Here is a 24174-nt window from a genome sequence, read left to right on the forward strand (position 1 = left end):
GGGCAAGATCCCTTGCCCCTTCTGCCTCAGCCCCTATGCTGCACCCGAACGATTAAGGTGCCGCAGTGCAGAACGATCCCCATACCACGCTGGTGACCCCCACCGCGCCGATTGCCAATACCACCCACGGCGGGCGGGCCAAATGTCTGCAACGTCTTGTGCGGCTCGACCTGCCGGTGCCGCGCACCATTGCGTTGTCTTTTGACGCGGTGCAGCAGATCGCGCGGGGGCAGATGCCCGACGTGCAGGCAGTGGTCGATCAGTTTCCCAAAGGCGCGCTGCTTTGCGTGCGGCCCTCCAGCCAAGACCCCGATTGGGGCGGGCCGGGGGCGGTGCTGAACATCGGGATCAATGACGCGCTCTTCGAAAGCTATGCGGGCACCATTGGCGAAGGGCCAGCGGCGGCGCTTTATTCGCGTTTCGTGCAGTCCTACGCGGTCAATGTGGCCCGTCTCGACCCGGATATGTTCGACGATGTGAATGGCGATGGCCGCGCGGCGCTGATGGAATCCCTGCGCGCCTATGAGGCCGAGACCGAAGAGCGTTTCCCCCAAGACCCGGCGACGCAACTGGCGGCGGTACTGCGCTCCATGGCGCGGGCGTGGAACGGCACCTCGGCGCGGCTGCTCAGGCAGGCCAAGGGCGCGCCCGCGGATGCGGGGCTTGGGCTGGTGGTGCAGGAGATGGCCTTTGGCGTGGGGCAGGGGCAATGCGGCTCGGGCGTGTTGCAACTGGTCGACAGCGACACCGGCCTGCCGCAGATCACCGGGCGCTATCTGAGCCAGAGCCAAGGCCGCGACGCGCTCGAAGGCGATGCGGCGGCGATGTATCTCACCCGCGATCCGCGCGGGCCATCGCTTGAAGAATTGGTGCCCGAAGCCTTTGCGGAGTTGAAGGATCACGCGGCGCTGATGCGCAAACGGCTGCGGGCCGAGATGCAGGTCGAATTCGTGATCGATCAGGGCAAGCTGCATATCCTGGACGGTGTGAAGGTCGCGCGTTCCTCTCGGGCTGCTGTGCGCATCGCCGTGGCGCTGGCCGATGAGGGGATCATCAGCCGCGAGGAGGCGCTCATGCGGGTGCAACCGCGCACGCTCTCGGAACTGCTGCACCGCCAAGTTGACCCAAGCGCCAAGCGGGACGTGATCGGGCGCGGCATCGCCGCCAGCCCCGGCGCGGCGACCGGGCGGATCGTCTTTTCCGCCAGTGACGCGCAGGCCAGCGCCGCACGCGGGGAGCCTTGTATCCTCGTCCGGCGTGAGACGTCCCCCGAGGACATTCGCGGCATGCATGCCGCTGCCGCCGTCTTGACCGAACGCGGCGGCATCACCAGCCATGCGGCGGTGATCGGCCGCGGCATGGGGCTGCCTTGCGTGGTCGGTGCCTCGAACATGCGCTTTGTGGTGACCCAACGGCAGATCATTGCCCCCGACGGGCGGGTCTTTGTCGAAGGCGATCAGGTCACCGTCGATGGCTCTACCGGGCAGGTGCTGGCGGGGGCGGCCAAGATGCAGGAGGCCGCGCTCGACGATACCTTCAACCGGCTGATGGGCTGGGCCGAGGACGTGGCCGACATCGGCATTCGCGCCAATGCCGACACGCCGACCGACGCCCAGACCGCGCGCAACTTCAACGCCCATGGCATCGGCCTGTGCCGGACTGAGCATATGTTCTTCGAGCCCGGGCGCCTGACGGTGATGCGCGAGATGATCTTTGCCGAAAGCGGCGAGGACCGCCGCGCCGTGCTGGAACGTCTGCTGCCCATGCAGCGCGAGGATTTCACCCAGCTTTTCCGCATCATGCAGGGCCAGCCGGTCTGCATCCGTCTGTTCGACCCGCCGCTGCATGAATTCCTGCCCTCCGACAAGGCCGGGCAGCGCGAATTGGCCGAGGCGCTTGGCCTTCAGATGTCCGATGTGACCCGCCGCGTGGCGGCGATGACAGAGTATAACCCGATGCTTGGCCTGCGCGGCGTGCGGCTCGGGGTCACCGTGCCCGAAATCTATGAGATGCAGGCCCGCGCCATTTTCGAGGCCACGATCGAGGCCAGCCGCGATGGCGAGCCGGTGGTGCCCGAGATCATGATCCCGCTGGTCAGCGCCCGGCGCGAGGTTGAACTGGTCAAAGCCAGCGTTGATGCCGTGGCCGCCGCCGTACGCAGCGAGCGTGACGCGAGCTTTACCTACCGCCTCGGCGTCATGGTCGAGACCCCGCGCGCTTGTCTGCGTGCCGCCGACATCGCGCCGCATTGCGCCTTCCTCAGCTTCGGGACCAACGACCTGACGCAGATGACCTACGGGCTTTCGCGCGACGATGCGGGGCGCTTCATGTCGAACTACGTGCAACAGGGGGTCTACCCGGAGGATCCGTTCCATGTGCTTGACACCGATGGGGTCGGCGAATTGCTGCAACTTGGGGCGGAAAGAGGGCGCAGGGCGCAGCCCGGAATCACCCTTTCCATCTGTGGTGAACATGGCGGCAACCCCGAATCCATCGCCTTTTGCCGCGAATCGGGATTCGATTATGTTTCCTGCTCGCCATTTCGCGTACCAGTTGCACGTTTGGCCGCTGCCCAGCTCGCCATTGCCCACAAGATCGGGTAGGGACGGCGGGCTCCGGCCCAATTTATACCATAATTCGGCGAGTTTCTGCACATAACGTCTGGTTGGGTTTACCGCCGGGAACCTTTTGGCTATCCGCCCCGCAGCCCTAACAATGATGCGAGGCGCATAATGCGTTTTATCCGGTCGATCTCTTTTGCTCTTTCCGTGGCGCTGTGCAGCAGTCCTCTGGCGGTTCAAGCCAGCTCTGAAAGCGCAAGCGATCTTGCGCAGATTGAAATTCAAGGTCTGAAGTCCGCCGGTGCGGCGCGGCTTCAGGAGATGGTCGCACAGCCCGTGTCGGCCAACGCGACGGACGTGAAATTCTCCACGGCGTGGATCGACAGCCAGCCCAAGGCCGAAGGCAACGCCGAGTTGCAGTGCCTTGCCGAAGCGCTTTACTTCGAGGCGCGGGGCGAGACGGTCAAAGGCCAGTTCGCCGTAGCAGAAGTAATCATGAACCGCGTGAAATCCGCCCGTTTCCCCGGCACCCTTTGTGGCGTGATCAACCAAGGGACGGGGCGCAAGTATCAGTGCCAGTTCACCTACACCTGCGACGGCCACAAAGAAGTCATCAATGAGCCGCGCGCCTTTGCCCGTGTCACGAAAGTCGCGCGTGCGATCATCGACGGCAGTGCGCCGAAGCTGACCAATGGGGCTACCCACTATCACACCACCGCTGTGAACCCCAATTGGGCGCGGGTCTATACCAAGACCGCCCGGATCGGTCAGCATCTCTTCTATCGCCATACATGGAAGACCGCCTCGAACTGAGGGGCGGGATATGCCTTCGGGTGCTGGTCTGCCGCCGGTGGGCCTGCTAAATGTGCATCGAAGCGCCCCCGGTGGGGCCATTACCCTGATCCGATAGGCGCTGCCGATGTCCGACGACGAAATTCGACTTGCCTTTGCCCACCCTTCCGAGCGGGCAGAGACGATGGCCGGCCCCGAGCCGCGCGACCGTATTTCCCTGCGCGATCATATCGTTGAGGTCGAGATCGGCGCCTTTCAGGCCGAGCGGGACGTCACCCAACGGGTCTGTTTCAACGTCGTGGTCGAGGTGGCCCCCCTGACCGGGGTGGTGGATGATGATGTCGACCGCATCCTGTCTTACGACCGCGTGACCGAAGCCATCGCCGCCGAGCTTGGCGCCGAACGGCTCAATCTTTTGGAAACGCTTGCCGAACGGGTAGCTGACCGTATCCTGATCGAGCCGCAAGCGGTGCGGGTCTTCGTGCGGATCGAAAAGCTCGACCGTGGCCCCGGGGCCCTTGGCGTTGAGATCGTGCGCGCGCGGGAAGAGGCCGCTTCGCAGGACGCGGGCCCAGAGGCTCCGCAGCCGCGCGTGGTTTATCTCTCCAACGCAGCGATTGCTTCAGCGCGGTTGCCGGGATGGCTAGACCAATTGAAAGCCGCTGCGGAGCCGGTAATCCTCTGTGTTGGCCCCTCCGACACCCCTTTGCCACAGGCCGAGGATGAGAAAGCGCAGCGCCACATCGACCTCTTAGCCATCGAACAGAACGCTTGGATGCTCTCGGCCCGCGATCCGCGCGGCGCGGTTGTCGGCAGCCGGACGGAATTGGACTGGGCGATGAAAAACGGCCAGATCAGCATCTGGGCGCCTGCGCGGATCGTGCTCGACGCGGTGGACGGCCCCACGGCCCTGCCAAGCGCAGCACCCGCCCTAGCCGCGTGGTTCGCCGAAAGTTCATCGGCCTGCGAATTGGTCCTGATCGGCGCGGAGCGGCCTAGGGGCACGGCGCTGCCCATCCGCGTGCTTGACGTCGAAACTGCGGAGATCGTCTGATGACCGACTACCACCGCCCCTTGGTTCAGATCGGCCCCGCACGGCCCGAAGCTGCGCTGACCCTCGCGGGCGGTTGGGGCTGGTTCACCCATGTCGAAGTCCTGTCGCGAGGGCAGACGCCGCGCGTGATCCCGGCAGAGGCGCTCCCCTTCGCCGCGCGCGATGCCCTGACCGCGCCGCGCCCGGCCATCGCTGGCTTGAGTTTCGACCGCCCCCGCGTGATGGGCATCCTCAATGCCACGCCTGACAGTTTCTCCGACGGGGGGCGTCATGCCGATCCGCAGGTCGCAGTCGCCGCAGGGGTGGCGATGCGGGCGGCGGGGGTCGATATGCTCGACATCGGCGGGGAATCGACCCGCCCGGGCGCGCATACCGTGCCGCAGGACGAAGAAATTGCGCGTGTCCGGCCAGTGATCGAAGGGCTGCGGGCCGCCGGGGGAGGGGCGATCAGCATCGACACCCGCAAGGCCGCCGTGGCCGAAGCCGCCGTGGCGGCGGGGGCGGATCTGGTCAATGACGTGGCGGGGCTGACCTTCGACCCGGCGCTTGCGCCCTTCTGCGCGGCGCGGGGGGTGCCGGTCTGTGTGATGCACGCCCAAGGCGACCCGGCAACGATGCAGCGCGATCCGCGCTATGGTGACGTGCTGCTTGATGTCTGTGACTATCTGGCCGAGCGGATCGCGGCGCTTGAAGCGCAGGGCATCCCGCGCGAAAATATCATCGCCGATCCGGGCATCGGCTTTGGCAAGACGCTGGATCATAACCTCGCGCTGCTTGCACGCCTCAGCCTGTTCCACAGCCTCGGGGTGCCGATTTTGCTCGGCGCGTCGCGTAAACGTTTCATCGGCACGATCGGCGGCGGTGCGGCGGGGGAAGAACGCGCGCCCGGCTCCATCGCGGTGGCCCTCGCGGCGCTGAACCACGGGGTCCAAGTCTTGCGCGTCCACGATGTGGCGCAAACCCTTCAATCCATTTTACTTTATCGTTCGGCACTGGCAGGTAAACAGATATGACAAAGCTCTTTGGTACAGACGGCGTGCGGGGCACCGCCAATATTCACCCGATGACCGCCGATATGGCGCTGCGCATCGGGGCCGCTGTAGGGCGCTATTTCCGGCGTGAGAAAAGCGGCGTGCACCGTGTCGTTATCGGGAAAGACACGCGGCTCTCGGGCTATATGTTCGAAAACGCGCTGACCGCAGGGCTTACCAGCACTGGCATGAACGTGCTGCTTCTAGGGCCGGTGCCAACACCGGCGGTGGGGCTTTTGACGCGCTCCATGCGGGCCGATCTGGGGGTGATGATCTCGGCCAGTCACAACCCGGCCAGCGACAATGGCATTAAGTTCTTCGGCCCGGATGGCTTCAAACTTTCCGATCAGGTCGAACAGGAAATCGAAGCGCTGGTCGCCGAGGGGGTCGAGCCATCGGCACCGGATCAGATTGGCCGGGCCAAGCGGATCGACGACAGCCGCTTTCGCTATATCGAGCGGGTCAAATCCTCTTTCCCGCGTCAGATGCGCCTTGATGGGCTGAAGGTGGTGATCGACTGCGCCCATGGGGCGGCCTACCATGTGGCACCGATGGCGCTGTGGGAATTGGGCGCGAATGTGATCCCCGTGGGTGTTGACCCGGACGGGTTCAACATCAACGACGGCTGCGGTTCCACCCAGCCGCAATCGGCGGCGGAGGCCGTGGTGGCCAATGGCGCCGATGTGGGCATCTGCCTTGATGGCGACGCCGACCGGGTGATCCTGATCGACGAGAACGGGCGCATCGGCGACGGCGACCAGTTCATGGCGCTGATGGCCGCGCGCTGGTCGAGCGAGCAGCGCTTGAAGGGCAACGCGCTGGTCGCCACGGTGATGAGCAACCTCGGGCTGGAGCGATTCCTCAACGACCGCGGCGTGCAGTTGGAACGCACCGCCGTCGGCGACCGCTATGTGGTGGAGCGGATGCGCGAAGGGGGCTTTAACCTCGGGGGGGAGCAGTCGGGCCATATCGTGATGACCGACTATGCGACCACGGGCGACGGGCTGATGGCCGGGATGCAGTTTCTGGCCGAAATGGTCCGCTCGGGCAAGCCTGCCTCGGAACTGCTTTATCAATTCGACCCAGTGCCCCAGCTGCTGAAAAACGTGCGCTTTTCCGCCGGCCAGACCCCGCTGGAAGACGCGCAGGTCAAAGCCGCCATTGCGCAGGCCGAAGCCGATTTGGCGCAGGGCGGGCGGCTGTTGATCCGCAAATCGGGCACGGAACCCTTGGTGCGCGTCATGGCCGAACATGAGGACGCGGCGCTGATGGAGCGTGCCGTCGACAGCGTGGTCGAGGCGGTGAATACGGCGGTGGGCAGCTAAGCTGTTCTACCCGCGCTGGAACAGCCGTTTCAGCGCGCCGTATTGGCTAAGCCCAACCCCTGCAAGGATCAGCGCCATCGCGTAGAGCAGCGACATCGGCAGCGGCTCTGACAGCACCAGCGCGCCCAGTAGGACCGACCAAACCGGCACTTGGTAATTCACCAGTGACATGAAGACCGGCCCCGCGGTGCGCACCACATAGACCCGCAAAAACGCCGCGCCCGCGGTGGGGATCAGGCCGAGAAAGACCAGTACGGCCAGTATCTTGGGCGCGGGCAGGGGCGGCGGGCCCTCGCTGAGGACGGCGGCGGGCAACATGACCGCAGCGCCGATCAGCATCAACACTGTCCCCAGCCCAATCGGATCGACCGCAGGCAGCCGCCGCATGAGGATCGAGCTGACCGCATAGCAAGAGGCCGCGGCGACGCAGGCCATCCGCCCCGCCGTCTCCATCGCGGCGCCGGTGCTTTCAAAGGCTTGCCCGCCGATCAGCACGATGACGCCGACAAAACCGATAACAAAGCCGCCGACCTTGCGCGGGGTCATGCGCTCTCCCGGCAGCAGGAAATGGGCCATGGGGAGGACGATCAGTGCCACGGAGGCCATTGTCACCCCGGCAAAGCCCGAGGTCACATATTGCTGCCCCCATGCGAGCAGCGAAAAGGGCAGGGCTGAGCTGATGATGCCGATGGTCACCAGCACGAGGATGTCGGAGCCAGAGGGGCGCGCGGTGAAAAGCGCGAACCCCCGCGTGGCCCAAAGTGCTAGCATCACCACCGCCGCCAAACCGATCCGCGAAGCCGCGAGCCAGAAGGGCGTGATCCCGGTGAGCGCCACTTCGGTAAAGAGAAAGGTGCCCCCCCAGACAAACCCCAAAAGGGCGATCAAAAGCCAGCTTGTCAGCGTGATTTGAGGCGTGGTGTTCATCGGGGCTCCGGGTGTAAAGGCAAAGACCCCGGCGCGAGGCCGGGGTCGATGTCGTCTTATCTTTGGGGAGACTTGGCTCAGTTCTTGGCCTTGTCCACCATCTTGCCTGCGGAAATCCACGGCATCATCTCGCGCAGCTTTTCGCCAACCTGTTCGATGCGGTGCTCGTCGTTGATGCGACGGGTCGCTTTAAACGAAGGCTGGCCCACGGCGTTCTCTTGCATGAAGTCACGTACGAACTTGCCGTTTTGAATGTCCGTCAGCACGTCTTTCATGCGCTTCTTGGTCTCGTCGTAGGGCAGGATGCGCGGGCCGGAGACGTATTCGCCGTATTCCGCAGTGTTCGAGATCGAGTAGTTCATGTTGGCGATGCCGCCTTCGTAGATCAGGTCCACGATCAGTTTCACTTCGTGCAGGCACTCGAAATAGGCCATCTCGGGGGCGTAGCCCGCTTCGACCAGCGTCTCAAAGCCCATGCGGATCAGTTCGACAAGGCCGCCACAGAGCACGGCCTGCTCGCCGAAGAGGTCGGTTTCGCATTCCTCGCGGAAGTTGGTCTCGATGATGCCGGAGCGGCCGCCGCCGATGGCGGAGCAATAGGAGAGGCCGATTTCCAGCGCTTTGCCGGAGGCGTCTTTGTCGACGGCCACGAGGCAGGGCACGCCGCCGCCCTTGGTGTATTCGCCGCGCACGGTATGGCCGGGGCCCTTGGGGGCCATCATGATGACATCGACGCCTTCCTTGGGCTCAATCAGGCCGAAGTGCACGTTCAGACCGTGGGCGAAGGCAATGGCGGCACCCTCGCGGATGTTGTCATGCACGTATTTCTTGTAAGTTTCAGCCTGAAGTTCATCGGGCATGGTGAACATGATCAAGTCGGCCCAAGCGGCGGCTTCGGCGATGCCCATGACCTTGAGGCCTTCGCCCTCGGCTTTGGCGGCGGATTTGGAGCCTTCGCGCAGGGCGACGACGAGGTTCTTGGCACCGGAATCGCGCAGGTTCAGCGCGTGGGCATGGCCTTGGGAGCCGTAGCCGAGGATCGCCACCTTCTTGTCCTTGATGAGGTTCACGTCGCAGTCGCGGTCGTAGTAAACGCGCATGATCTTGTCCTTTGGTTTGTCTCGTTCTGGGTCTCACCATAGCGGAGTTGCGCCCAGTAGCCATTGTCATCGCAGAGGTATTTGTGAAAGGATGAAGATAGTTATTCGTGATAATGCTCAAGAACGGAAAAATCATGCTTGATGATCTGGATCGCCGTATTCTGCGCTACTGGCAGGCGGAGCCGAGTCTCAGCCCCGGGGAATTGGCGGAGCGGTGCAATGTCACCTCCGGCAAGGCGGCGCGGCGGATTGCGCGTCTGCAAGATCAGGGGATCGTGCAGGGCAGCGGGGTGGTGATCGATTGGGCGGCGCTTGGTTATGCTTTGGAAGTGTCCTTGCGGGTGACTTTGGACAAGACGCAGGCGAATGCTTTTGATGTCTTCATGGCAGAGGCGCGGCAGGTGCCTGAGGTGATCGAGTTGCAGACCTTTTTGGGGCGGGTCGATCTGCGGCTGTCGATCATTGCGCGGGACATGGGGCATTATCAGCAGATTTACCGCAGTCGCATCCTGACCCTGCCGCATATCGCCGAGATCGAGGCGTTGATGCATGTGGCGCGGATCAAGACGCAGGAGGGGCTGCCGCTGTGATCGATCTTGATGACATTGACCGGGCCTTGCTGCGGGCGCTGGCGCGGGACGCCAATCAAAGTGCCAGTGCCTTGGGGCGCCGTTTTGGCCTGTCGCAGCCTGCCACATGGCGGCGGATCAAGCGGCTGGAGGAGGGGGGCGCGATTGCCGGGCGGCGGTTGCGTTTAAATGCCGAGGCCTTGGGCTTTGGCGTGACGGTGTTTCTGGGCATCAAGCTGGCCACGCGCGGGCGGGTGAGTTTGGAGGACTTCGAGCGGGCGGTTTCGGCCATTCCCGAGGTGCAGACGGTTGAGCATGTTTTGGGGCTGTTCGACTATCGTCTGCGGGTCGTGGCGCGAGACTTGCCGGACTTCGAGCGTGTGCTCAGGCGGCGGATCATGACCCTGCCGGGCGCGGGGGAGGTGGAGGCCAATGTGCTGTTGAGCGAAGAACGCCTGCCGGGGCCGCTATAGCCGCATTTGCCTTTTGCCGCGGCGGGCCATATCCCTTTGCTTCGAATGATGGAGGAAGAACGATGGCATTGCTCGACACGGTAGACCCTTCGGGGCTTGATGAATTCAGCGTGGTCTTTACCGACCGGTCGCTCAACCACATGTCGGCGGAGTTTCAGCAGGTCATGCGTGACCTCTCGGGCTGGCTAGGCGAGGTGTATAACGCCGATGCCGTGGCGCTGGTGCCCGGTGGCGGCACCTATGCGATGGAGGCCGTGGCGCGGCAGTTCGCGCGGGGGCAGGATGTGCTCGTGGTGCGCAACGGCTGGTTCTCTTACCGCTGGAGCCAGATCATCGAGAATGGCGATCTGACCAAGAGCGCCGAGGTGATGAAGGCGCGGATGCAGGGCAATGCCAGCCCCGCGCCCTTTGCGCCCGCTCCGATCGACGAGGTCACCGCCGCGATCCGCGCGCAGAAGCCGCAGGTGGTGTTTGCGCCGCATGTCGAGACAAGCTCGGGCATGATCCTGCCGGATGACTATATCAAGGACATGGCCACGGCGGCCCATGAGGTGGGCGCGCTGATGGTGCTCGATTGCATTGCCTCGGGCTGTGTCTGGGTGGATATGAAGGCGCTCGGCGTCGATGTGCTGATCTCGGCCCCGCAGAAGGGGTGGAGTGCCGCGCCCTCGGCCGGTTTGGTGATGATGTCGGCCCGGGCCGAGGCGCGGCTGAACGAGACCACGTCGGACAGTTTCGCCATCGACCTGCGCAAATGGCGCGACATCATGAAAGCCTATGAGGCCGGAGGGCACGCCTATCACGCCACCATGCCGACGGACGCGCTGCGCGCTTTCCGCGATACGGTGAAAGAGACGCGGGACTATGGGTTCGACCGGCTAAAGGAGGCGCAGTGGCGTTTGGGCGAGGCGGTGCGTCAGGCACTGGCCGCCCGCGGCGTGACTTCGGTCGCCGCAGAGGGGTTTGCCGCGCCGGGGGTGGTCGTGTGCTATACCGCCGATCCCGATGTGCAAAACGGCAAGGCTTTCGCCGCCCATGGCATGCAGATCGCCGCCGGGGTGCCGTTGCAGGTGGGGGAGCCGGACGATTTTCGCACCTTCCGTCTGGGGCTGTTCGGATTGGACAAGCTCTATGATGTCGACGCGACCGTGGCGCGGCTGACGGCGGTGTTGGACGAGGTTCTGTAAGGCCCTCTGCGCCGCAATTCAGCGGCGCAGGCCCAGCCCCATTTGCATCAACATCTTGCGCACCGGGGGCAGGGCGTAGAGGGCGTTGAGCCCCGCCGCGCGCGCGTCTCGGGCGAGCGGGCTGCTGGCTTGGCTGGCGCGGTTCAGCAGGTCGATGCCCCGGACCCTGAGCGCGATATCGGCGTGGCGGGCCTTGTGATAGGTCTCCAGCATCTCCGCATCGCCGAGGCGTTCGGGCGCGGCGCGGGCCAGATCCAGCAGCGTCGCCATATCGGTCAGCGACATGTTCAACCCCTGCGCGCCGATGGGGGGCAGCACATGGGCGGCTTCCGCCACTAGGGCCAGCCGTTCGGCGGAAAGACGTTTTGCCTCTTGGCTGATGATGGGCCAGAGGGCGCGGGGGCTGGCGAGGGTGAGCGGGCCGAAGAGATTGGCCGACCGCGCGGTCGCTTCGGCCTCGAAAGCGGCAGGGTCGAGCGTGGCGCGGGCTTGGGTTGCGGGGCCATCGTCCATCCAGACCACGGCGGAACAGGGCATGCCATCGCGGTCCGGCAGGGGCACGAGGGTGAAAGGCCCGCCCGAACGGTGTACTTCGGTCGAGACATTCTCATGCGGGATCGGGTGGGTCACGCAAAAGGCCAGTGCCTTTTGCCCGTAGCGGCGGGTGGTGACCTCGATCCCGGCGGCCTCGCGCATTGGGCTGTTGCGCCCGTCAGCGGCGATCACGAGCCGGGTTCTGATCCGGCTGCCATCGCTCAGCCCGACACGCGCTTCGCTTTGACGGGTAAAAAGCGTGGTGGTGCCGGTGCCGGGGCGGAAATCGACGTTGGGCAGCTCATTCAGCCGGGACAGAATTTCGCGCCGCAGCAGCCAGTTGGGAAAGTTCCAGCCGAAGGGTGCGTCAGAGATATCGGCGGCGTCGAACGCGCGGGTGACGCGGGGGCTCGGGTCTTCGCCGCCCGCATCGACGATGCGCATGATTTGCAGCGCGGCGGCATGGGGGGCAAGACGGTCCCATAGACCGGCGTCTTCCAGCAGCGGCCGCGCCGGTTGCAGCAGCGCGGTGGAGCGCATGTCGGCCCCCTTGGCGGCGCCATCGGTGACGGGCGGGGTGGGGTCGACGCAGATCACATCGAAGCCCGCCGCGCCAAAGGCCGCCGCCGCGGTCAACCCGGCGATGCCGCCGCCGGAAATCAGAATATCGCAATCGAAGGTCATCAGCCGGCCACCCGTGTTAAGAATTCGCAAAGATCTTGCGTATGGTAGTGGATGTGATCGCCTTCGCCACGTTCCGGGGCCACATGTACCGTGCGCATCCCCAAAGCATGGGGCGCGGCGAGGTTGCGCGGATCATCCTCGAACATGGCGGCGGATGCGGTTTGGAACCCGTCGATGCCAAAGACCTTGTCATAGGCGGCGGCTTCGGGTTTGGGTAGGAAATCGGCGTGTTCCACACCATAGATCGCGTCGAAAAGCCCCGAAAGACCGCGGGCCTCGAGCACCCGTTCGGCATAGGGCGCGCAGCCGTTGGTATAGACGATACACCGCCCCGGCAGCACGCGAATGGCCTGAGCGAGCAGCGGGTCGGGGGTGAGCCGGTCCATCGGGATGTCATGCACCTCGGTCAGGTAGGGGCCGGGGTCGACACCGTGTTCGCGCATCAAGCCGGCCAGGGTGGTGCCGTATGTCTGCCAATAATGCTGGCGCAGGTGGTTTGCCTCGGCCCGGTCGACCTTGATCGCGCGCATCACCCAATCGACCATACGCGCTTCGATCAGGTCGAAAAGCCGCGCTTCGGGCGGGTAAAGCGTCTGATCGAGGTCGAAGACCCAAGTGGTGACATGAGAAAAAGCATCGCGCGGCATGGCGCAGAGGTAGGCCGAGACGCGCGCCCGCGCAAGCCCTGCCGGGTTGCGCAAATGGTCGCGGTGAGTAAGGTGGCACAACTTTCAAGGACTGATAGCTGATGCCCGACCCCAAGACCGGCCCGACCGACGCCTATTCGATGATTCTGGAGGCCATCGACATTGGCACCTATCGCCCCGGTGACCGCTTGGTGGAGAGCGAATTGGCCGAGCGTTTCGGCGTGTCGCGCACGCCGATCCGTGAGGCATTACAACGGCTTGAGACGCAATCCTTGCTGATGCGCGATGGGCGCAGCCTGATCGTGGCCTCGCTGGATCACAACCAGATGGCCGAGCTTTACGTCGTCCGGGGCGAGTTGGAGGGGCTGGCCGCGCGACTGGCCGCGCGCCATGCCACCGCCGAGGAGGTGCGCGTGCTGCGCGAGATGGTGGATGCCGACAACGCGCTGGCAGGCAATCCCAATGCGCTGGCGCGGGCGAACAAACGGTTTCACAAGCAAATCCATCTGGCATCGCACAACCGCTATTTGGTGCAGCAGCTCGACCTCGTGCACCGCTCCATGGCCTTGATGGCGACCTCATCCCTCGCGGTGGAGGGGCGTGGGGAGATTGCGCAGGCCGAACATGACCGCATCGTGCAGATGATCGAAGCCCGCGATGAGGATGGCGCGGATGAGGCGCTGCGCACGCATATCTCCGTCGCCTTCATGACCCGCTTGAAGCAGGAAGCGGTCCGGCGCGAGGATGATTTTTGATCTTCCTGCGCGGTCTCACATAGCGCGGCAGAGTGTGGCCATGGGCGGTTTTGTCCCAGAAATGTGGGCTGCGATAGAGCTCAAACAGCGCTTTGGCGGCGGCCAAGGCTCCCAATGCAAAATAGAGCGGGCAGGTGATGACCCAAGGCAGCAAATGCCGCTGACCCCGGCCTGAGACCGCGATGGTGGCGGCGCAGAAGTTCAGTAATTCCGATAGAATGAAGAGGGCGAAGATCACTCTCAGGACTGGCGGGGCAAGCCAGTGCGTAACCGGGTGGTACAGCCCGAAAAAACTCAGCCACAGCGACCAGAGAAGGGGCGCGAGGGCGAATTGCGAGACCGTGGCGAGAAAGATCGCCTGCACGCCGATGAACCGCCGCAGCCCGAGGTCATTCAGCAGGGCACGCGGCCTTTGCATATGGACCGCCCAAGTGATGAGGTAGCCCTTCAGCCATCGGGATCGTTGCCGCACCCAAGGCCACGGGCGACAATTGGCCTCTTCATAGGTGGTGGTGCGCATCAGTTCGGTCACATAGCCGCGCCGCGCCAGCCGGAGACCCAGATCGGCATCCTCGGTCACGTTATGGGCGTCCCAAGCGCCGAGCCGTTCGAGGATGTCGCGCCGGAAAAACAACGTGGTGCCGCCCAGCGGGACAACCAGCCCCAGCCGGGCCACGCCTGGTAGGATCACCCGCCACCACGTCGCATATTCGATCGAAAAGCAGCGGGCCATCCAATTGCCGCGGCTGTTGTAGAAATCCAGAACCCCCTGCAAACAAGAGACATTTTCGGGTGCGTTGTGAAAGCGGGTGACAATCTGTTCGATCTGGTCCGGCTCCGGCGCGTCCTCGGCATCCCAAACGCCGATGATGCTGCCGCGGCAGAAATCAAGCGCGTAGTTCAGCGCGCGGGGTTTGGTCTTGAGCGCCCCGGCGTCGGGCACTTCGATCACGCTGATCCATGGCGGCAGGGGGGTGCGGGCGATGGTCGCACGGGTGAGTTTGTCACTCGCTTCGAGGACCAGAACCACCTCCAACAGCGATTTCGGGTAGGTGAGCCGCGAAAGCCGCGCGATCAGCGCCTGCGCGATCTCTTCCTCATGCAGCAGGGGCACGAGGACCGAGACTTGGGGCAGGCGGAATCGCTTACTCTCTTGCAAATGCGGCGGTGACCGGGGGGGCTTGGGCCGGGCGAGAGCGGCCCACAGGGCCGTGGCCTTGAGCCCGCTGGTCAGCAGCAGGGTAAGCGCGCCCCAGAGGAGCGCAATGGCAAGGACCGCGGAGGGGAAAAGCACCAACAGGCCGAGGAGCGACAGCAAAACACCCCGCAAGGCAAACCGCCGCTTGAGGCTGCGTAGCCCCCAGTTTCGACAGCTTTCCGCATCCGCCACGCGGGTGACGGCACGTTCCGCCAGTTCGGCAGCATAGAGCCTGCCGATCTGGGTTCGTACCTGTCTGGCATCGGCGACGACCAGTACCAGAGTCTTCCCCCGCTGCCCCAAGGCATCGCAAAGCTGAGTGAATTCAGCGGGGCGACCGCTGGCCACGAAAAGCCGGTCCCCCAGTTCCAGCCATGGCACGGCCTCGAATTGCAGGCACAAATGCGCGGGTATCCGAGCGGCAAGCCGATGATCGCAGGGGCTGCGGTCGAGGTCGACCGGCTGGGCGCCATGTTGGCGGGCGAGCGCTTTGACGATGTCATCGGGGGCGATCAAGCCTTCGGTGGCCAAAACTTCGCCCAGAGGGGCGTCTATGCGGCGCTGCAGGTCAAGCCCGTGCAGCAGATCGCGCGGGCCAATGACCCCTGCGGCGATCAAATGCTCGCCCAACCGCATCCGGCGGGCGGGCGCGGTGGCCATCCGCGGCGCTGAGAGTTTCAGGCGAAGGTTGCTCATTCCGTGCCCCGTCGAGGTTCCGGAATGAGACTGGCAGGCGACCGTTAATCGAGTGTTAAAAGTCGCCTGTGCAATCAGTGCATGTAGAAAATTTTACGCGCTGCGCTCGGCCATCGCCTCGCTGAACCGCTCGAACAGGTAATAGCTGTCTTGCGGGCCGGGGCTGGCTTCGGGGTGGTGCTGGACCGACCAGATCGGGCGGCCATCGACGCGGATGCCACAGTTCGACCCGTCAAAGAGCGAGACATGCGTCTCGCGCACGCCCTCGGGCAGGGACTGGCCGTCGACCGCGAAACCGTGGTTCATCGAGGTGATCTCGACCTTGCCGGTGTCGTAATCCTTGACCGGATGGTTGGCGCCGTGGTGGCCGTGGCTCATCTTGACCGTGGTCGCACCAAGCGCCAGTGCAAGCATCTGGTGGCCAAGGCAAATGCCAAAGACGGGCAGATCGGTTTTGTCCAGAACCTCGCGGATCATCGGCACGGCATAGGCGCCCGTCGCCGCCGGATCGCCCGGACCGTTGGAGAGGAAGACGCCATCGGGCTCATGGGCCATGATGTCTTCATAGGTCGCAGTGGCGGGCAGCACGGTGACATCGCAGCCCGCAGAGGCGAGGCAGCGCAGGATGTTGCGTTTCGCGCCATAGTCCACGGCGACCACCTTGTGCTTGGCTTCGGTCTGGGGCGCGTAGCCGTCGGGCCATGCCCACCGCATCTCGTTCCAGCGATAGGTCTGGGCGCAGGTCACGTCCTTGGCCAGATCCATCCCTTCGAGCCCGGCAAAATCGCGCGCGGCGGCGACCAGCGCTTCGATGTCGAAGTTTCCATCCGGGTCATGGGCGAGGGCGGCGTGCGGCGCGCCTTGCTGGCGGATCGCGCGGGTCAGGCGGCGGGTGTCGACACCGCCGATGGCGATGCGCCCGCGCGACGCCAGCCAATCCGACAGCGGCTGAATGTTGCGCCAGCTGCTGGGCGTGGTGGGCATCCATTTGACGACCATGCCCGCGGTGACCGGATCGCCCGTCTCATCATCTTCGGGGTTGGTGCCGACATTGCCGATATGCGGGAAGGTGAAGGTCACGATCTGGCCCGCATAGGACGGGTCGGTCATGATCTCTTGGTAGCCGGTCATCGCGGTGTTGAAGCACAACTCCGCCACGGTCTGGCCGGTCGCGCCAAACCCCATGCCGTAGAAAATCGATCCATCCGCAAGGGCAAGGCAGGCGGTTGGGCGTGGGCGAGCGGGCGCGGACATGGGGCAGTCTCCGGGCAGAAAGGGGCGGGTAAACGGGTGGCAACCTAATCCCGCGCGGGCGCGGGGTCAATAGGGGGAGGGAAATGAGATATCGTTTCAGAACAGGGGGTTACCTATGGTCGCCCCCCATTGCTCCGCGCGGAGAGAGCAGGTAAGCTGCGACCCTTGGATTTAGCGAAACACAGGAAACCACCATGTCATTGCGGATGCGCATCTCGGATGCTTTGAAACAGGCCATGAAAGACAAGGCGGCGGACCGGCTTTCGACGCTGCGGCTGATCAATGCCGCGATCAAGGACAAGGACATCGCCGCCCGGGCCAATGGCAAGGATGAGGGCGTGTCGGATGCCGAGGTGTTGGGCATCCTCAGCAAAATGGCCAAACAGCGTCAGGAATCGGCGCGCGCCTATGAAGAGGGCGGGCGGCTGGACTTGGCGGAGCGCGAGCGCGAGGAGGTCGAGGTGATCGAAGAGTTCCTGCCAAGGCAGCTCAGCGTCACCGAAACCGCCGCCGCCGTGGACAAGGCCGTGGCCGATGTCGGCGCGACCTCGATCCGCGACATGGGCAAGGTCATGGGGCTGTTGAAAGAGCGGTATACCGGCCAGATGGATTTCGGCGCGGTGGGCCCGGTCATCAAAGACCGCTTGAGCTGAGCCGCGATTGAGTTGAAAAAAAAACAGAGGGCTGGGCCGCAAGGTCTGGCCCTTTTCAGTTCCGCAGGTGACGCGCCAGATCGTCGTAGAGCGCGATGCGCTCTTCTTCGCTGAGAAAGGCACCGATCTCAACCTCGCGGCCCTCGCCGCGTAGGGTGACGTAATGCGGCACGGGGCCGTCATCGTCGTACTTCTTCACCTGGGTCCAGTAGCGGTTACAGTCCCAATCCTTGACCTCGCCCTTGGCGGTGGTGTGCACCAGCCGCGCCGTGGTGTCGTCGAGGGTCAGCACCTCTTCGATCTGGCGGGTGCGGTGATTGTGCTGCAAAGCCCAATAGACCGCCCCCAAAGCCAAAAGCACGAAGGGCAGCAGCCCCCAAAGCAGGGCGGTGCCGAGCATGGCGAAAAGCGGAATCATCGCCAGCGTAAAGCTGGCCAGCATGAAGGCCGCAAAGCCGCGCGCGGGCAGGGATTGATGCGGCCAAAGGCGCATCTGCTGCGGGTTGGCACGGGGCGGGGTTGTCCATTCGTAGGGCATGGGATCGCTCAGGCTCAGTCAAGAGCCAAGATAGCGGCCGGCCGGGTAATGGCAATGCGGCGCGGAGCCGCGGGAGGGGTCAACCGCCCAGCAAATCCCAGCGGTTTCCGAAAGGGTCGCGAAAAACGGCCACTTTGCCATAGGGCTCATGACGCGGTTCTTCTTCGAAGGTCACGCCCGCAGCGGTCAGCCGATCAAATTCCGCCGCGAAATCCTTAACCTTCAAGAACAACCAAACACGGCCCGCACCCTGATTGCCGATGGCGGCGCGCTGCGCCTCTCCGTCCGCCCGGGCCAGGACGAACCCCGTCTCGGCGCCGGGCGGGGTGACGCGGACCCAGCGTTTGCGGCCTTGGTCGACGTCCTCGGTCAGTTCGAACCCCATGACGCCGCAGTAAAAGGCGATGCCGGCGTCATAGTCGGGGACGATCAGGGTTATCGCAGAAAGGTGCATCGGCTCGCTCCTTGTGGGGGCGCGGCAGGGGGCCGCGCCAGGGGGTGATTTACTCTAACTCGACGAGCAGGTCTTTCGCATCGATCTGGCCACCGGCCTGCACATGCACGGCCTTTACCACCGCATCGCGTTCCGCGTGGAGGCCCGTCTCCATCTTCATCGCTTCGATGGTCAAGATCAGGTCGCCCGCCTTGACCTGCTGCCCCGCTTTCACCCCGACGGAAGCCACGACCCCCGGCATCGGCGCGCCGATGTGATCGGGATTGCCTGCCTCGGCCTTGGGGCGCTGCACGGTGGCATCCTTGACCAGCCGGTTCGCCACGCGGATCATTCGCGGCTGGCCGTTGAGTTCAAAGAAGACCTTCACCTCGCCATCCTCTCCGGCCTCAGATTCGGCCTGAAGACGGATTTCCAAGGTTTTGCCGGGGTCGATCTCGGCCGAAATTTCTGCCCCCGGTTCCATGCCATAAAAGAAGGTATGCGTGGGCAGGGTGCGCACCGGGCCATAGACGCGGTGGCGGCCCATGTAGTCGAGGAAAACCTTGGGATACATCAGGTAGCCGCAGAGGTCTTCGTCGTCGATCTGCATGCCGTCCAACTGCTCGGACAGTTCCTTGCGCACGGCCTCAAGATCGACAGGGGCCAGATGTTTGCCGGGGCGTTCGGTGTTCGGCGTCTCGCCTTTCAGCACCTTCTTGACAATGCCCGCCGGGAAGCCATTCGGCGGCTGGCCGAGGTTGCCGCGCATCATGTCGATCACGCTGTCGGGGAAGGAGACATCGACATTCGGGTCTTCGACCTGCGCCCGGGTCAGCCCTTGGGAGACCATCATCAACGCCATGTCGCCCACCACTTTGGACGAAGGCGTGACCTTTACGATATCGCCGAACATCTGGTTCACATCCGCATAGGTGCGCGCCACCTCGGGCCAGCGGTCTTCCAGCCCCATGGAGGCGGCCTGCGCCTTGAGGTTCGTGAACTGGCCGCCGGGCATTTCGTGCAGGTAAACCTCGGAGGAGGGCGCCTGCATCCCGGTCTCAAAGGCCGCATAATGGCCGCGCACTTCCTCCCAGTAATCCGAGATTTCGCGCACGGCCTTCATGTCGATCCCGGTGTCGCGGTCGGTATGTTGCAGGGCCGAAACCACGGTGCCGAGCGTCGCCTGAGAGGTGTTGCCCGAAAGCGCATCCATCGCGCAGTCGACCGCATCGACGCCCGCCTCAGAGGCCGCGAGGATGGTGGCCGTGGCACTGCCCGCCGTGTCATGGGTGTGGAAATGGATCGGCAGACCGACCTCGGATTTCAACGCCTTGACCAGTGCGCGGGCCTGGGCCGGTTTCAACAGGCCTGCCATGTCTTTCAGCCCCAGCACATGCGCGCCGGCGGCTTTCAGATCCTTGCCCATATTGACGTAATACTGAAGGTCGTACTTCGCACGGTCCGGGTCAAAGATGTCGCCCGTGTAGCAGATCGTGCCCTCGCAAATCTTGCCGGATTCTACGACCGCATCCATCGCCACGCGCATGTTCTCAACCCAGTTGAGACTGTCGAACACGCGGAACACGTCGACGCCGGTATTGGCCGCCGTGGCCACGAATTTTTGCACCACATTGTCGGGGTAGTTGGTATAGCCCACCCCGTTAGAGGCGCGCAGCAGCATCTGGGTCATCACATTGGGCAGGGCCGCGCGCAGGTCGCGCAGGCGCTGCCACGGGCATTCCTGCAAGAAGCGATAGGCCACGTCAAAAGTCGCCCCGCCCCAGCATTCGACCGAGAAAAGCTGCGGCAGATTGGCGGCATAGGCGGGGGCCACCTTGATCATATCGAGGCTGCGCATCCGCGTGGCCAAGAGCGATTGATGCGCATCGCGCATGGTGGTGTCGGTGATAAGCAGTTGGCGCTGCTGGCCCATCCACTCGGCCACCGCCTCGGGGCCCTTTTGTTCCAAGAGGTTACGAGTGCCCATCTGCGGCTCGCCGCGCAGCACGGGCGGCTTCGGGTCACGCACATGGGCGGCGGGCAGGGCGTGGCCCTTGGTCTCTGGATGGCCGTTTACGGTGATGTCGGCGATATAGGTCAGCACCTTGGTCGCGCGGTCGCGGCGCTGCTCGAACTGGAACAGTTCGGGCGTCTCGTCGATGAATTTGGTGGTGTATTCGTTGTTCAGAAACGTCGGGTGTTTCAGCAGGTTCTCGACGAAGGCGATGTTGGTGCTGACCCCGCGCACCCGGAACTCGCGCAGGGCGCGGTCCATGCGGGCGATGGCCATCTCGGGCGTCGGCGCCTTGGCCGTCACCTTGGTCAGCAGGCTGTCGTAATAGCGCGTGATGACCCCGCCCGCATAGGCCGTGCCGCCATCGAGCCGGATGCCCATGCCGGTGGCCGAGCGGTAGGCGGTGATGCGGCCATAGTCGGGGATGAAATTGTTCTGCGGGTCTTCGGTGGTGACGCGGGTTTGCAGCGCGTGGCCGGTGAGGGTGATGTCCTCTTGTCGTGCCTTGCCCGTCGCCTCGGCCAGTGGCTTGCCCTCGGCGATGAGGATCTGGGCGCGGACGATGTCGATGCCCGTGACCTCTTCGGTGACGGTATGTTCGACCTGCACGCGGGGGTTCACCTCGATGAAGTAGAAATTGCCGGTTTCCATATCCATCAGGAACTCGACGGTGCCCGCGCATTCGTAATTCACATGGGCGCAGATGCGGCGGCCAAGCTCACAGATTTCGGCGCGTTGCTCCTCGCTCAGATAGGGGGCGGGGGCGCGCTCAACCACCTTTTGATTGCGGCGCTGGACCGAGCAGTCGCGTTCATACAGGTGGTAAATGTCGCCCTGTTTGTCACCGAGGATCTGCACTTCGACATGGCGGGCGCGCAGGATCATCTTCTCCAGATAGCCTTCGCCATTGCCGAAAGCGGCTTCGGCCTCGCGGCGCCCTTCGCGGACTTTCTCTTCCAGTTCCTTTTCGGACATGATCGGCCGCATTCCGCGCCCGCCGCCACCCCAAGAGGCTTTGAGCATCAGGGGGTAGCCGACCTCGGCTGCTTCGGCGCGGATCGCGTCCATGTCTTCGCCCAGCACTTCGGTGGCGGGGATGACCGGCACACCCGCCGCCATGGCGACGCGGCGGGCTGAGGCTTTGTCCCCCAAGGCGCGCATCGTCTCGGCCCGCGGGCCGATGAAGGTGATGCCGTTTTTCTCACAGGCATCGACGAATTCCGGGTTTTCCGACAGCAGGCCATAGCCCGGGTGGATGGCATCGGCGCCCGCCGCCTTGGCCACGCGGATCATCTCGTCGATGCTGAGATAGGCCGCGACGGGGCCGAGCCCCTCACCGATGCGATAGGCCTCATCCGCTTTGAAACGGTGCAGCCCCAGCTTGTCCTCTTCGGCGTAGACCGCAACCGTTTTCTTGCCCATCTCATTGGCGGCGCGCATGATGCGGATCGCGATCTCACCACGGTTCGCGATCAGGATTTTTTTGAAATCGGTCACTGGCTGGTCTCCCCTGCTGGTTTTAAAGGCAGCTTAGGGATGCTGCGGTGCAGCGCAAGAGGGCTGTGACCGTCTTTGACACATTTCTGAAAGCTTTCCGATCAGAGCGGCGAGAGATCAAAGGGGGCGGGGAGGTCGCGCAGGTTCCGCGCGCCCAACTGTCCCATATTGGCGGTCAAGTCACGGGCAAGCACATCGATCAGGTGATCGACCCCGCGCGGCCCAAGGGCGGCGAGGGCAAAGTGGAAGGCCCGGCCCAGCATGACGAAATCCGCGCCGAGCGCGAAGGCGCGCAGAATGTCGAGACCCGATTCAACGCCGCTGTCAAAGATGACGGGCAATCTCGTGGCGGCGCGAATGGCGGGCAGCGCCTCGGCGCTGGCGGGGGCCGCGTCGAACTGGCGGCCTGCGTGGTTCGAGACCCAGATCGCATCGGCCCCGGCCTTTTCCATCTTCGTGGCGTCTTCGGGGCGCAGCACGCCCTTGATCACCAGCGGCCCTTCCCAATGTTCGCGCAGCCAATGCAGATAATCCCAATCGGGCGCGGTGCGCAGCAGATAGCCCACATGCGCGGTGGGCGGCAGGTTCGCGGTGGCCGTGCCTTCGGTGTATTTGTCGAGCATTTTCATATGCGGCAGACCCCGGCGCGCCATGCCCATCGCCCAAGCTGGGCGCATCGCGACCTGCGCCATCAGCCGTGGGGTCAGTTTGGGCGGGCTGGTCAGGCCAGAACGGGTCTGCCGCTCACGGCGCGAGGCGACCGGAACGTCGACGGTCAGGACCAAAGTGGAGAAACCCGCAGCCTTGGCCCGCGCCAGCATATCGGTTCGAATTTCCGGGTCACGCGGCGGGTAGAGTTGGAACCAACCATGCGCGCCCAAATGGGGTGCGACATCTTCCGGGCAGGTCGCGGCCACGGTGGACAGGCCAAAGGGGATGCCGGCGCGATCCGCCGCGCGGGCAAGATGGGCTTCGGCATCGGGCCAGATCAGGCCGGACATGCCCAAGGGGGACATGCCGAAGGGCAGGGGAAGCCTTTGTCCCATCAGATCGACGCTGAGGTCAGGGGTGAATTCGCCGTGCAACACCGAAGGCATCAGCCCGACGCGGTCTAGGGCCGCGCGGTTGCGGTGTTTTGTGGCCTCCGTCCCGGTGGCGGAATCAAGGTATTCCCAAACGAATTTAGGCAGGCGCGACTGCGCGCGGCTGCGAAGGTCCGAAAGGGCGGGGTAGGTTGCATGTAGGTCCATGGCGGCATTTGCGCCAAAGGGTTGCGGTTTGTCCAGATGGTGCGGCTGCGTCGGAAATAGGTTGAGAGTGCTGCCGTCTTGGTCGGGCGCCGGAGCCCTACTGACGGAACGCCGAGCGGGCGAGGGGTGCGGCCTCGCTTACCTTGCGGCCCGGCGGTGTGGGTAGGTTGTCCGCCATATCCACAAGCGCCGCGATGGCTGCTTCGATTTCGTCGCCTTCGCTGGCGGCGGTGCCTTCCATGTCGATCAGGTGAACGGTCGGATTGGCCTCGGCGTCCAGCCGTTCCTGCGCGATCGAGCGTAGCTCTTGCATGGTGCTGTCGATGGCGCGGCAGAGCCCGGCCAGCATCCCCGCCGACCCGGTGAGCTTCGCCGGATCGATCAGCCCCTTTTCGGCGGCATCCAGCACCGTCGAGATTTGTTCGAGTTTGAACGAAGATGTCGCCGCGAAATAGCGCACATCCTCAAAAGCGAGGGTATCGCGGTTGTCCCGCTGCACCCGCTCTACAACGATGGCGCTGCCCACCACCCGGTCGAGGCCGCGGTAAGATTGCACATGATGCAGCGTGGTATCCCAAATCAGCGGCCCGCGCGGCATATGCAGCATCTCGCGATAGCGGATTTGCCCCACATTCGAGACGCAGCGCGCATAGCGTTCATTGACCGCCTCGGCCTCCTCATGGGGCATGAAACTGTGCAGGGGGCGGTTTATCACCTCGCTCATCACCATGCCGCTATGCGCCTCATGGGCGGTGTTGAGGGCCAAAAGTTCGAAATGCCCGCTGTCCGCGTTCAATTCGGCAATGAACATCGGCAGCTTGAACCGGTCAATCTCTCGGCGCAGTACCGAAGTATCATCGTTTCTGAACATGAGCGGTTCCTCTCGTTTATCGTTATGGCAGCACATTGCCGCCAAAGCCTTATCAACGGGTAAAGATTTCCCACGCATTTTAAATTCAGCCGGTTTTGCCCGCAGCCGTGCCAAATCGGGACTTGAATATC

At 64.1% G+C, this 24174-nt stretch carries 21 protein-coding genes; 10 read left to right on the top strand and 11 right to left on the bottom strand.

The genetic code is table 11. From position 1 onward, the window contains the following. Positions 1–65: 65 nt before the first annotated feature. The 5 genes from ACGYLC_RS10480 to glmM all read left to right on the top strand — a co-directional run bounded on the left by ACGYLC_RS10480 (position 66) and on the right by glmM (position 6763). Positions 66–2603 (top strand): putative PEP-binding protein, encoded by a 2538-nt coding sequence (locus tag ACGYLC_RS10480; protein ID WP_394399997.1) that lies wholly within the window; start codon positions 66–68, stop codon positions 2601–2603. Positions 2604–2732: 129 nt separating this feature from the next. Next, the gene (locus ACGYLC_RS10485) at positions 2733–3374 is read left to right on the top strand and encodes a cell wall hydrolase (protein WP_394422908.1); all 642 of its coding nucleotides are present in this window, start codon (positions 2733–2735) and stop codon (positions 3372–3374) included. Between the two features lie 106 nt (positions 3375–3480). Then, positions 3481–4407, top strand: coding sequence for a dihydroneopterin aldolase (locus ACGYLC_RS10490; protein WP_394422909.1), 927 nt, complete (start codon positions 3481–3483; stop codon positions 4405–4407). Then, positions 4407–5420 carry a dihydropteroate synthase gene (gene folP / locus ACGYLC_RS10495; RefSeq protein WP_394422910.1) on the top strand — a complete coding sequence of 338 codons (1014 nt, stop codon included), beginning with the start codon at positions 4407–4409 and terminating at the stop codon, positions 5418–5420. Before ACGYLC_RS10490 ends, folP begins: the two co-directional genes overlap by 1 nt. Beyond that, on the top strand, positions 5417–6763 hold the full coding sequence (gene glmM, locus ACGYLC_RS10500) for a phosphoglucosamine mutase (protein ID WP_394422911.1): 1347 nt from the start codon (positions 5417–5419) through the stop codon (positions 6761–6763). The genes folP and glmM overlap by 4 nt, the downstream gene beginning before the upstream one ends. 6 nt (positions 6764–6769) lie before the next feature. Here the strand turns inward: glmM and ACGYLC_RS10505 are convergent, their stop codons facing one another. Together ACGYLC_RS10505 and ilvC are read right to left on the bottom strand one after the other, a co-directional pair. Beyond that, positions 6770–7690, bottom strand: coding sequence for a DMT family transporter (locus ACGYLC_RS10505; RefSeq protein WP_394422912.1), 921 nt, complete (start codon positions 7688–7690; stop codon positions 6770–6772). A gap of 77 nt (positions 7691–7767) precedes the next feature. Further along, positions 7768–8790: a ketol-acid reductoisomerase gene (ilvC, locus tag ACGYLC_RS10510; RefSeq protein WP_394399985.1), complete on the bottom strand. Its 1023-nt coding sequence runs from the start codon at positions 8788–8790 to the stop codon at positions 7768–7770. A gap of 134 nt (positions 8791–8924) precedes the next feature. Between ilvC and ACGYLC_RS10515 the strand changes: the two genes are divergently transcribed. From ACGYLC_RS10515 to ACGYLC_RS10525, 3 genes are all read left to right on the top strand, one after another. Further along, the gene (locus ACGYLC_RS10515; RefSeq protein ID WP_394399983.1) at positions 8925–9380 is read left to right on the top strand and encodes an Lrp/AsnC family transcriptional regulator; all 456 of its coding nucleotides are present in this window, start codon (positions 8925–8927) and stop codon (positions 9378–9380) included. Beyond that, on the top strand, positions 9377–9832 hold the full coding sequence (locus tag ACGYLC_RS10520) for an Lrp/AsnC family transcriptional regulator (RefSeq protein WP_394399981.1): 456 nt from the start codon (positions 9377–9379) through the stop codon (positions 9830–9832). Before ACGYLC_RS10515 ends, ACGYLC_RS10520 begins: the two co-directional genes overlap by 4 nt. Before the next feature lie 62 nt (positions 9833–9894). Next, the gene (locus ACGYLC_RS10525) at positions 9895–11019 is read left to right on the top strand and encodes an aminotransferase class V-fold PLP-dependent enzyme (protein WP_394422913.1); all 1125 of its coding nucleotides are present in this window, start codon (positions 9895–9897) and stop codon (positions 11017–11019) included. An 18-nt stretch (positions 11020–11037) separates the two neighbouring features. On the opposite strand, the gene ACGYLC_RS10530 is transcribed toward ACGYLC_RS10525, so the two are convergent. Next, positions 11038–12237 (bottom strand): UbiH/UbiF family hydroxylase, encoded by a 1200-nt coding sequence (locus tag ACGYLC_RS10530; protein ID WP_394422914.1) that lies wholly within the window; start codon positions 12235–12237, stop codon positions 11038–11040. Next, complete coding sequence (locus ACGYLC_RS10535; RefSeq protein ID WP_394400400.1) at positions 12237–12884, bottom strand: pyrimidine 5'-nucleotidase; 648 nt, start codon at positions 12882–12884, stop codon at positions 12237–12239. The genes ACGYLC_RS10530 and ACGYLC_RS10535 overlap by 1 nt, the downstream gene beginning before the upstream one ends. Positions 12885–12985: 101 nt before the next feature. On the opposite strand from ACGYLC_RS10535, the gene ACGYLC_RS10540 reads away from it, so the two are divergent. After that, positions 12986–13639 carry a GntR family transcriptional regulator gene (locus ACGYLC_RS10540; protein ID WP_394399975.1) on the top strand — a complete coding sequence of 218 codons (654 nt, stop codon included), beginning with the start codon at positions 12986–12988 and terminating at the stop codon, positions 13637–13639. Here ACGYLC_RS10540 and ACGYLC_RS10545 read toward each other — a convergent pair. Together ACGYLC_RS10545 and carA are read right to left on the bottom strand one after the other, a co-directional pair. Beyond that, complete coding sequence (locus ACGYLC_RS10545) at positions 13590–15533, bottom strand: glycosyltransferase (protein ID WP_394422915.1); 1944 nt, start codon at positions 15531–15533, stop codon at positions 13590–13592. The two genes, ACGYLC_RS10540 and ACGYLC_RS10545, sit on opposite strands and share 50 nt — an antisense overlap. Positions 15534–15626: 93 nt before the next feature. Continuing rightward, a complete protein-coding gene (gene carA / locus ACGYLC_RS10550; RefSeq protein WP_394422916.1) occupies positions 15627–16787 on the bottom strand; it encodes a glutamine-hydrolyzing carbamoyl-phosphate synthase small subunit in 1161 nt (386 codons plus the stop codon). A gap of 194 nt (positions 16788–16981) precedes the next feature. Between carA and ACGYLC_RS10555 the strand changes: the two genes are divergently transcribed. After that, entirely contained in the window at positions 16982–17440 is a 459-nt protein-coding gene (locus tag ACGYLC_RS10555; protein ID WP_067262660.1) for a GatB/YqeY domain-containing protein, read from the top strand. Between the two features lie 55 nt (positions 17441–17495). On the opposite strand, the gene ACGYLC_RS10560 is transcribed toward ACGYLC_RS10555, so the two are convergent. The 5 genes from ACGYLC_RS10560 to ACGYLC_RS10580 all read right to left on the bottom strand — a co-directional run bounded on the left by ACGYLC_RS10560 (position 17496) and on the right by ACGYLC_RS10580 (position 24043). Further along, entirely contained in the window at positions 17496–17978 is a 483-nt protein-coding gene (locus ACGYLC_RS10560) for a DUF2244 domain-containing protein (RefSeq protein ID WP_394422917.1), read from the bottom strand. 79 nt (positions 17979–18057) lie between these two features. Beyond that, positions 18058–18432, bottom strand: a complete 375-nt coding sequence (locus ACGYLC_RS10565; RefSeq protein WP_394422918.1) for a VOC family protein — start codon at positions 18430–18432, stop codon at positions 18058–18060. A 49-nt stretch (positions 18433–18481) separates the two neighbouring features. Then, positions 18482–21922 (bottom strand): pyruvate carboxylase, encoded by a 3441-nt coding sequence (locus ACGYLC_RS10570; protein WP_394422919.1) that lies wholly within the window; start codon positions 21920–21922, stop codon positions 18482–18484. Between the two features lie 101 nt (positions 21923–22023). Continuing rightward, positions 22024–23172: an alpha-hydroxy acid oxidase gene (locus ACGYLC_RS10575; protein ID WP_394422920.1), complete on the bottom strand. Its 1149-nt coding sequence runs from the start codon at positions 23170–23172 to the stop codon at positions 22024–22026. 97 nt (positions 23173–23269) lie between these two features. Further along, positions 23270–24043 carry a hypothetical protein gene (locus ACGYLC_RS10580; RefSeq protein ID WP_394422921.1) on the bottom strand — a complete coding sequence of 258 codons (774 nt, stop codon included), beginning with the start codon at positions 24041–24043 and terminating at the stop codon, positions 23270–23272. Positions 24044–24174 lie beyond the last annotated feature (131 nt).

Source organism: Sulfitobacter sp. 1A12157, assembly GCF_043557345.1.
GTDB lineage: Bacteria > Pseudomonadota > Alphaproteobacteria > Rhodobacterales > Rhodobacteraceae > Sulfitobacter.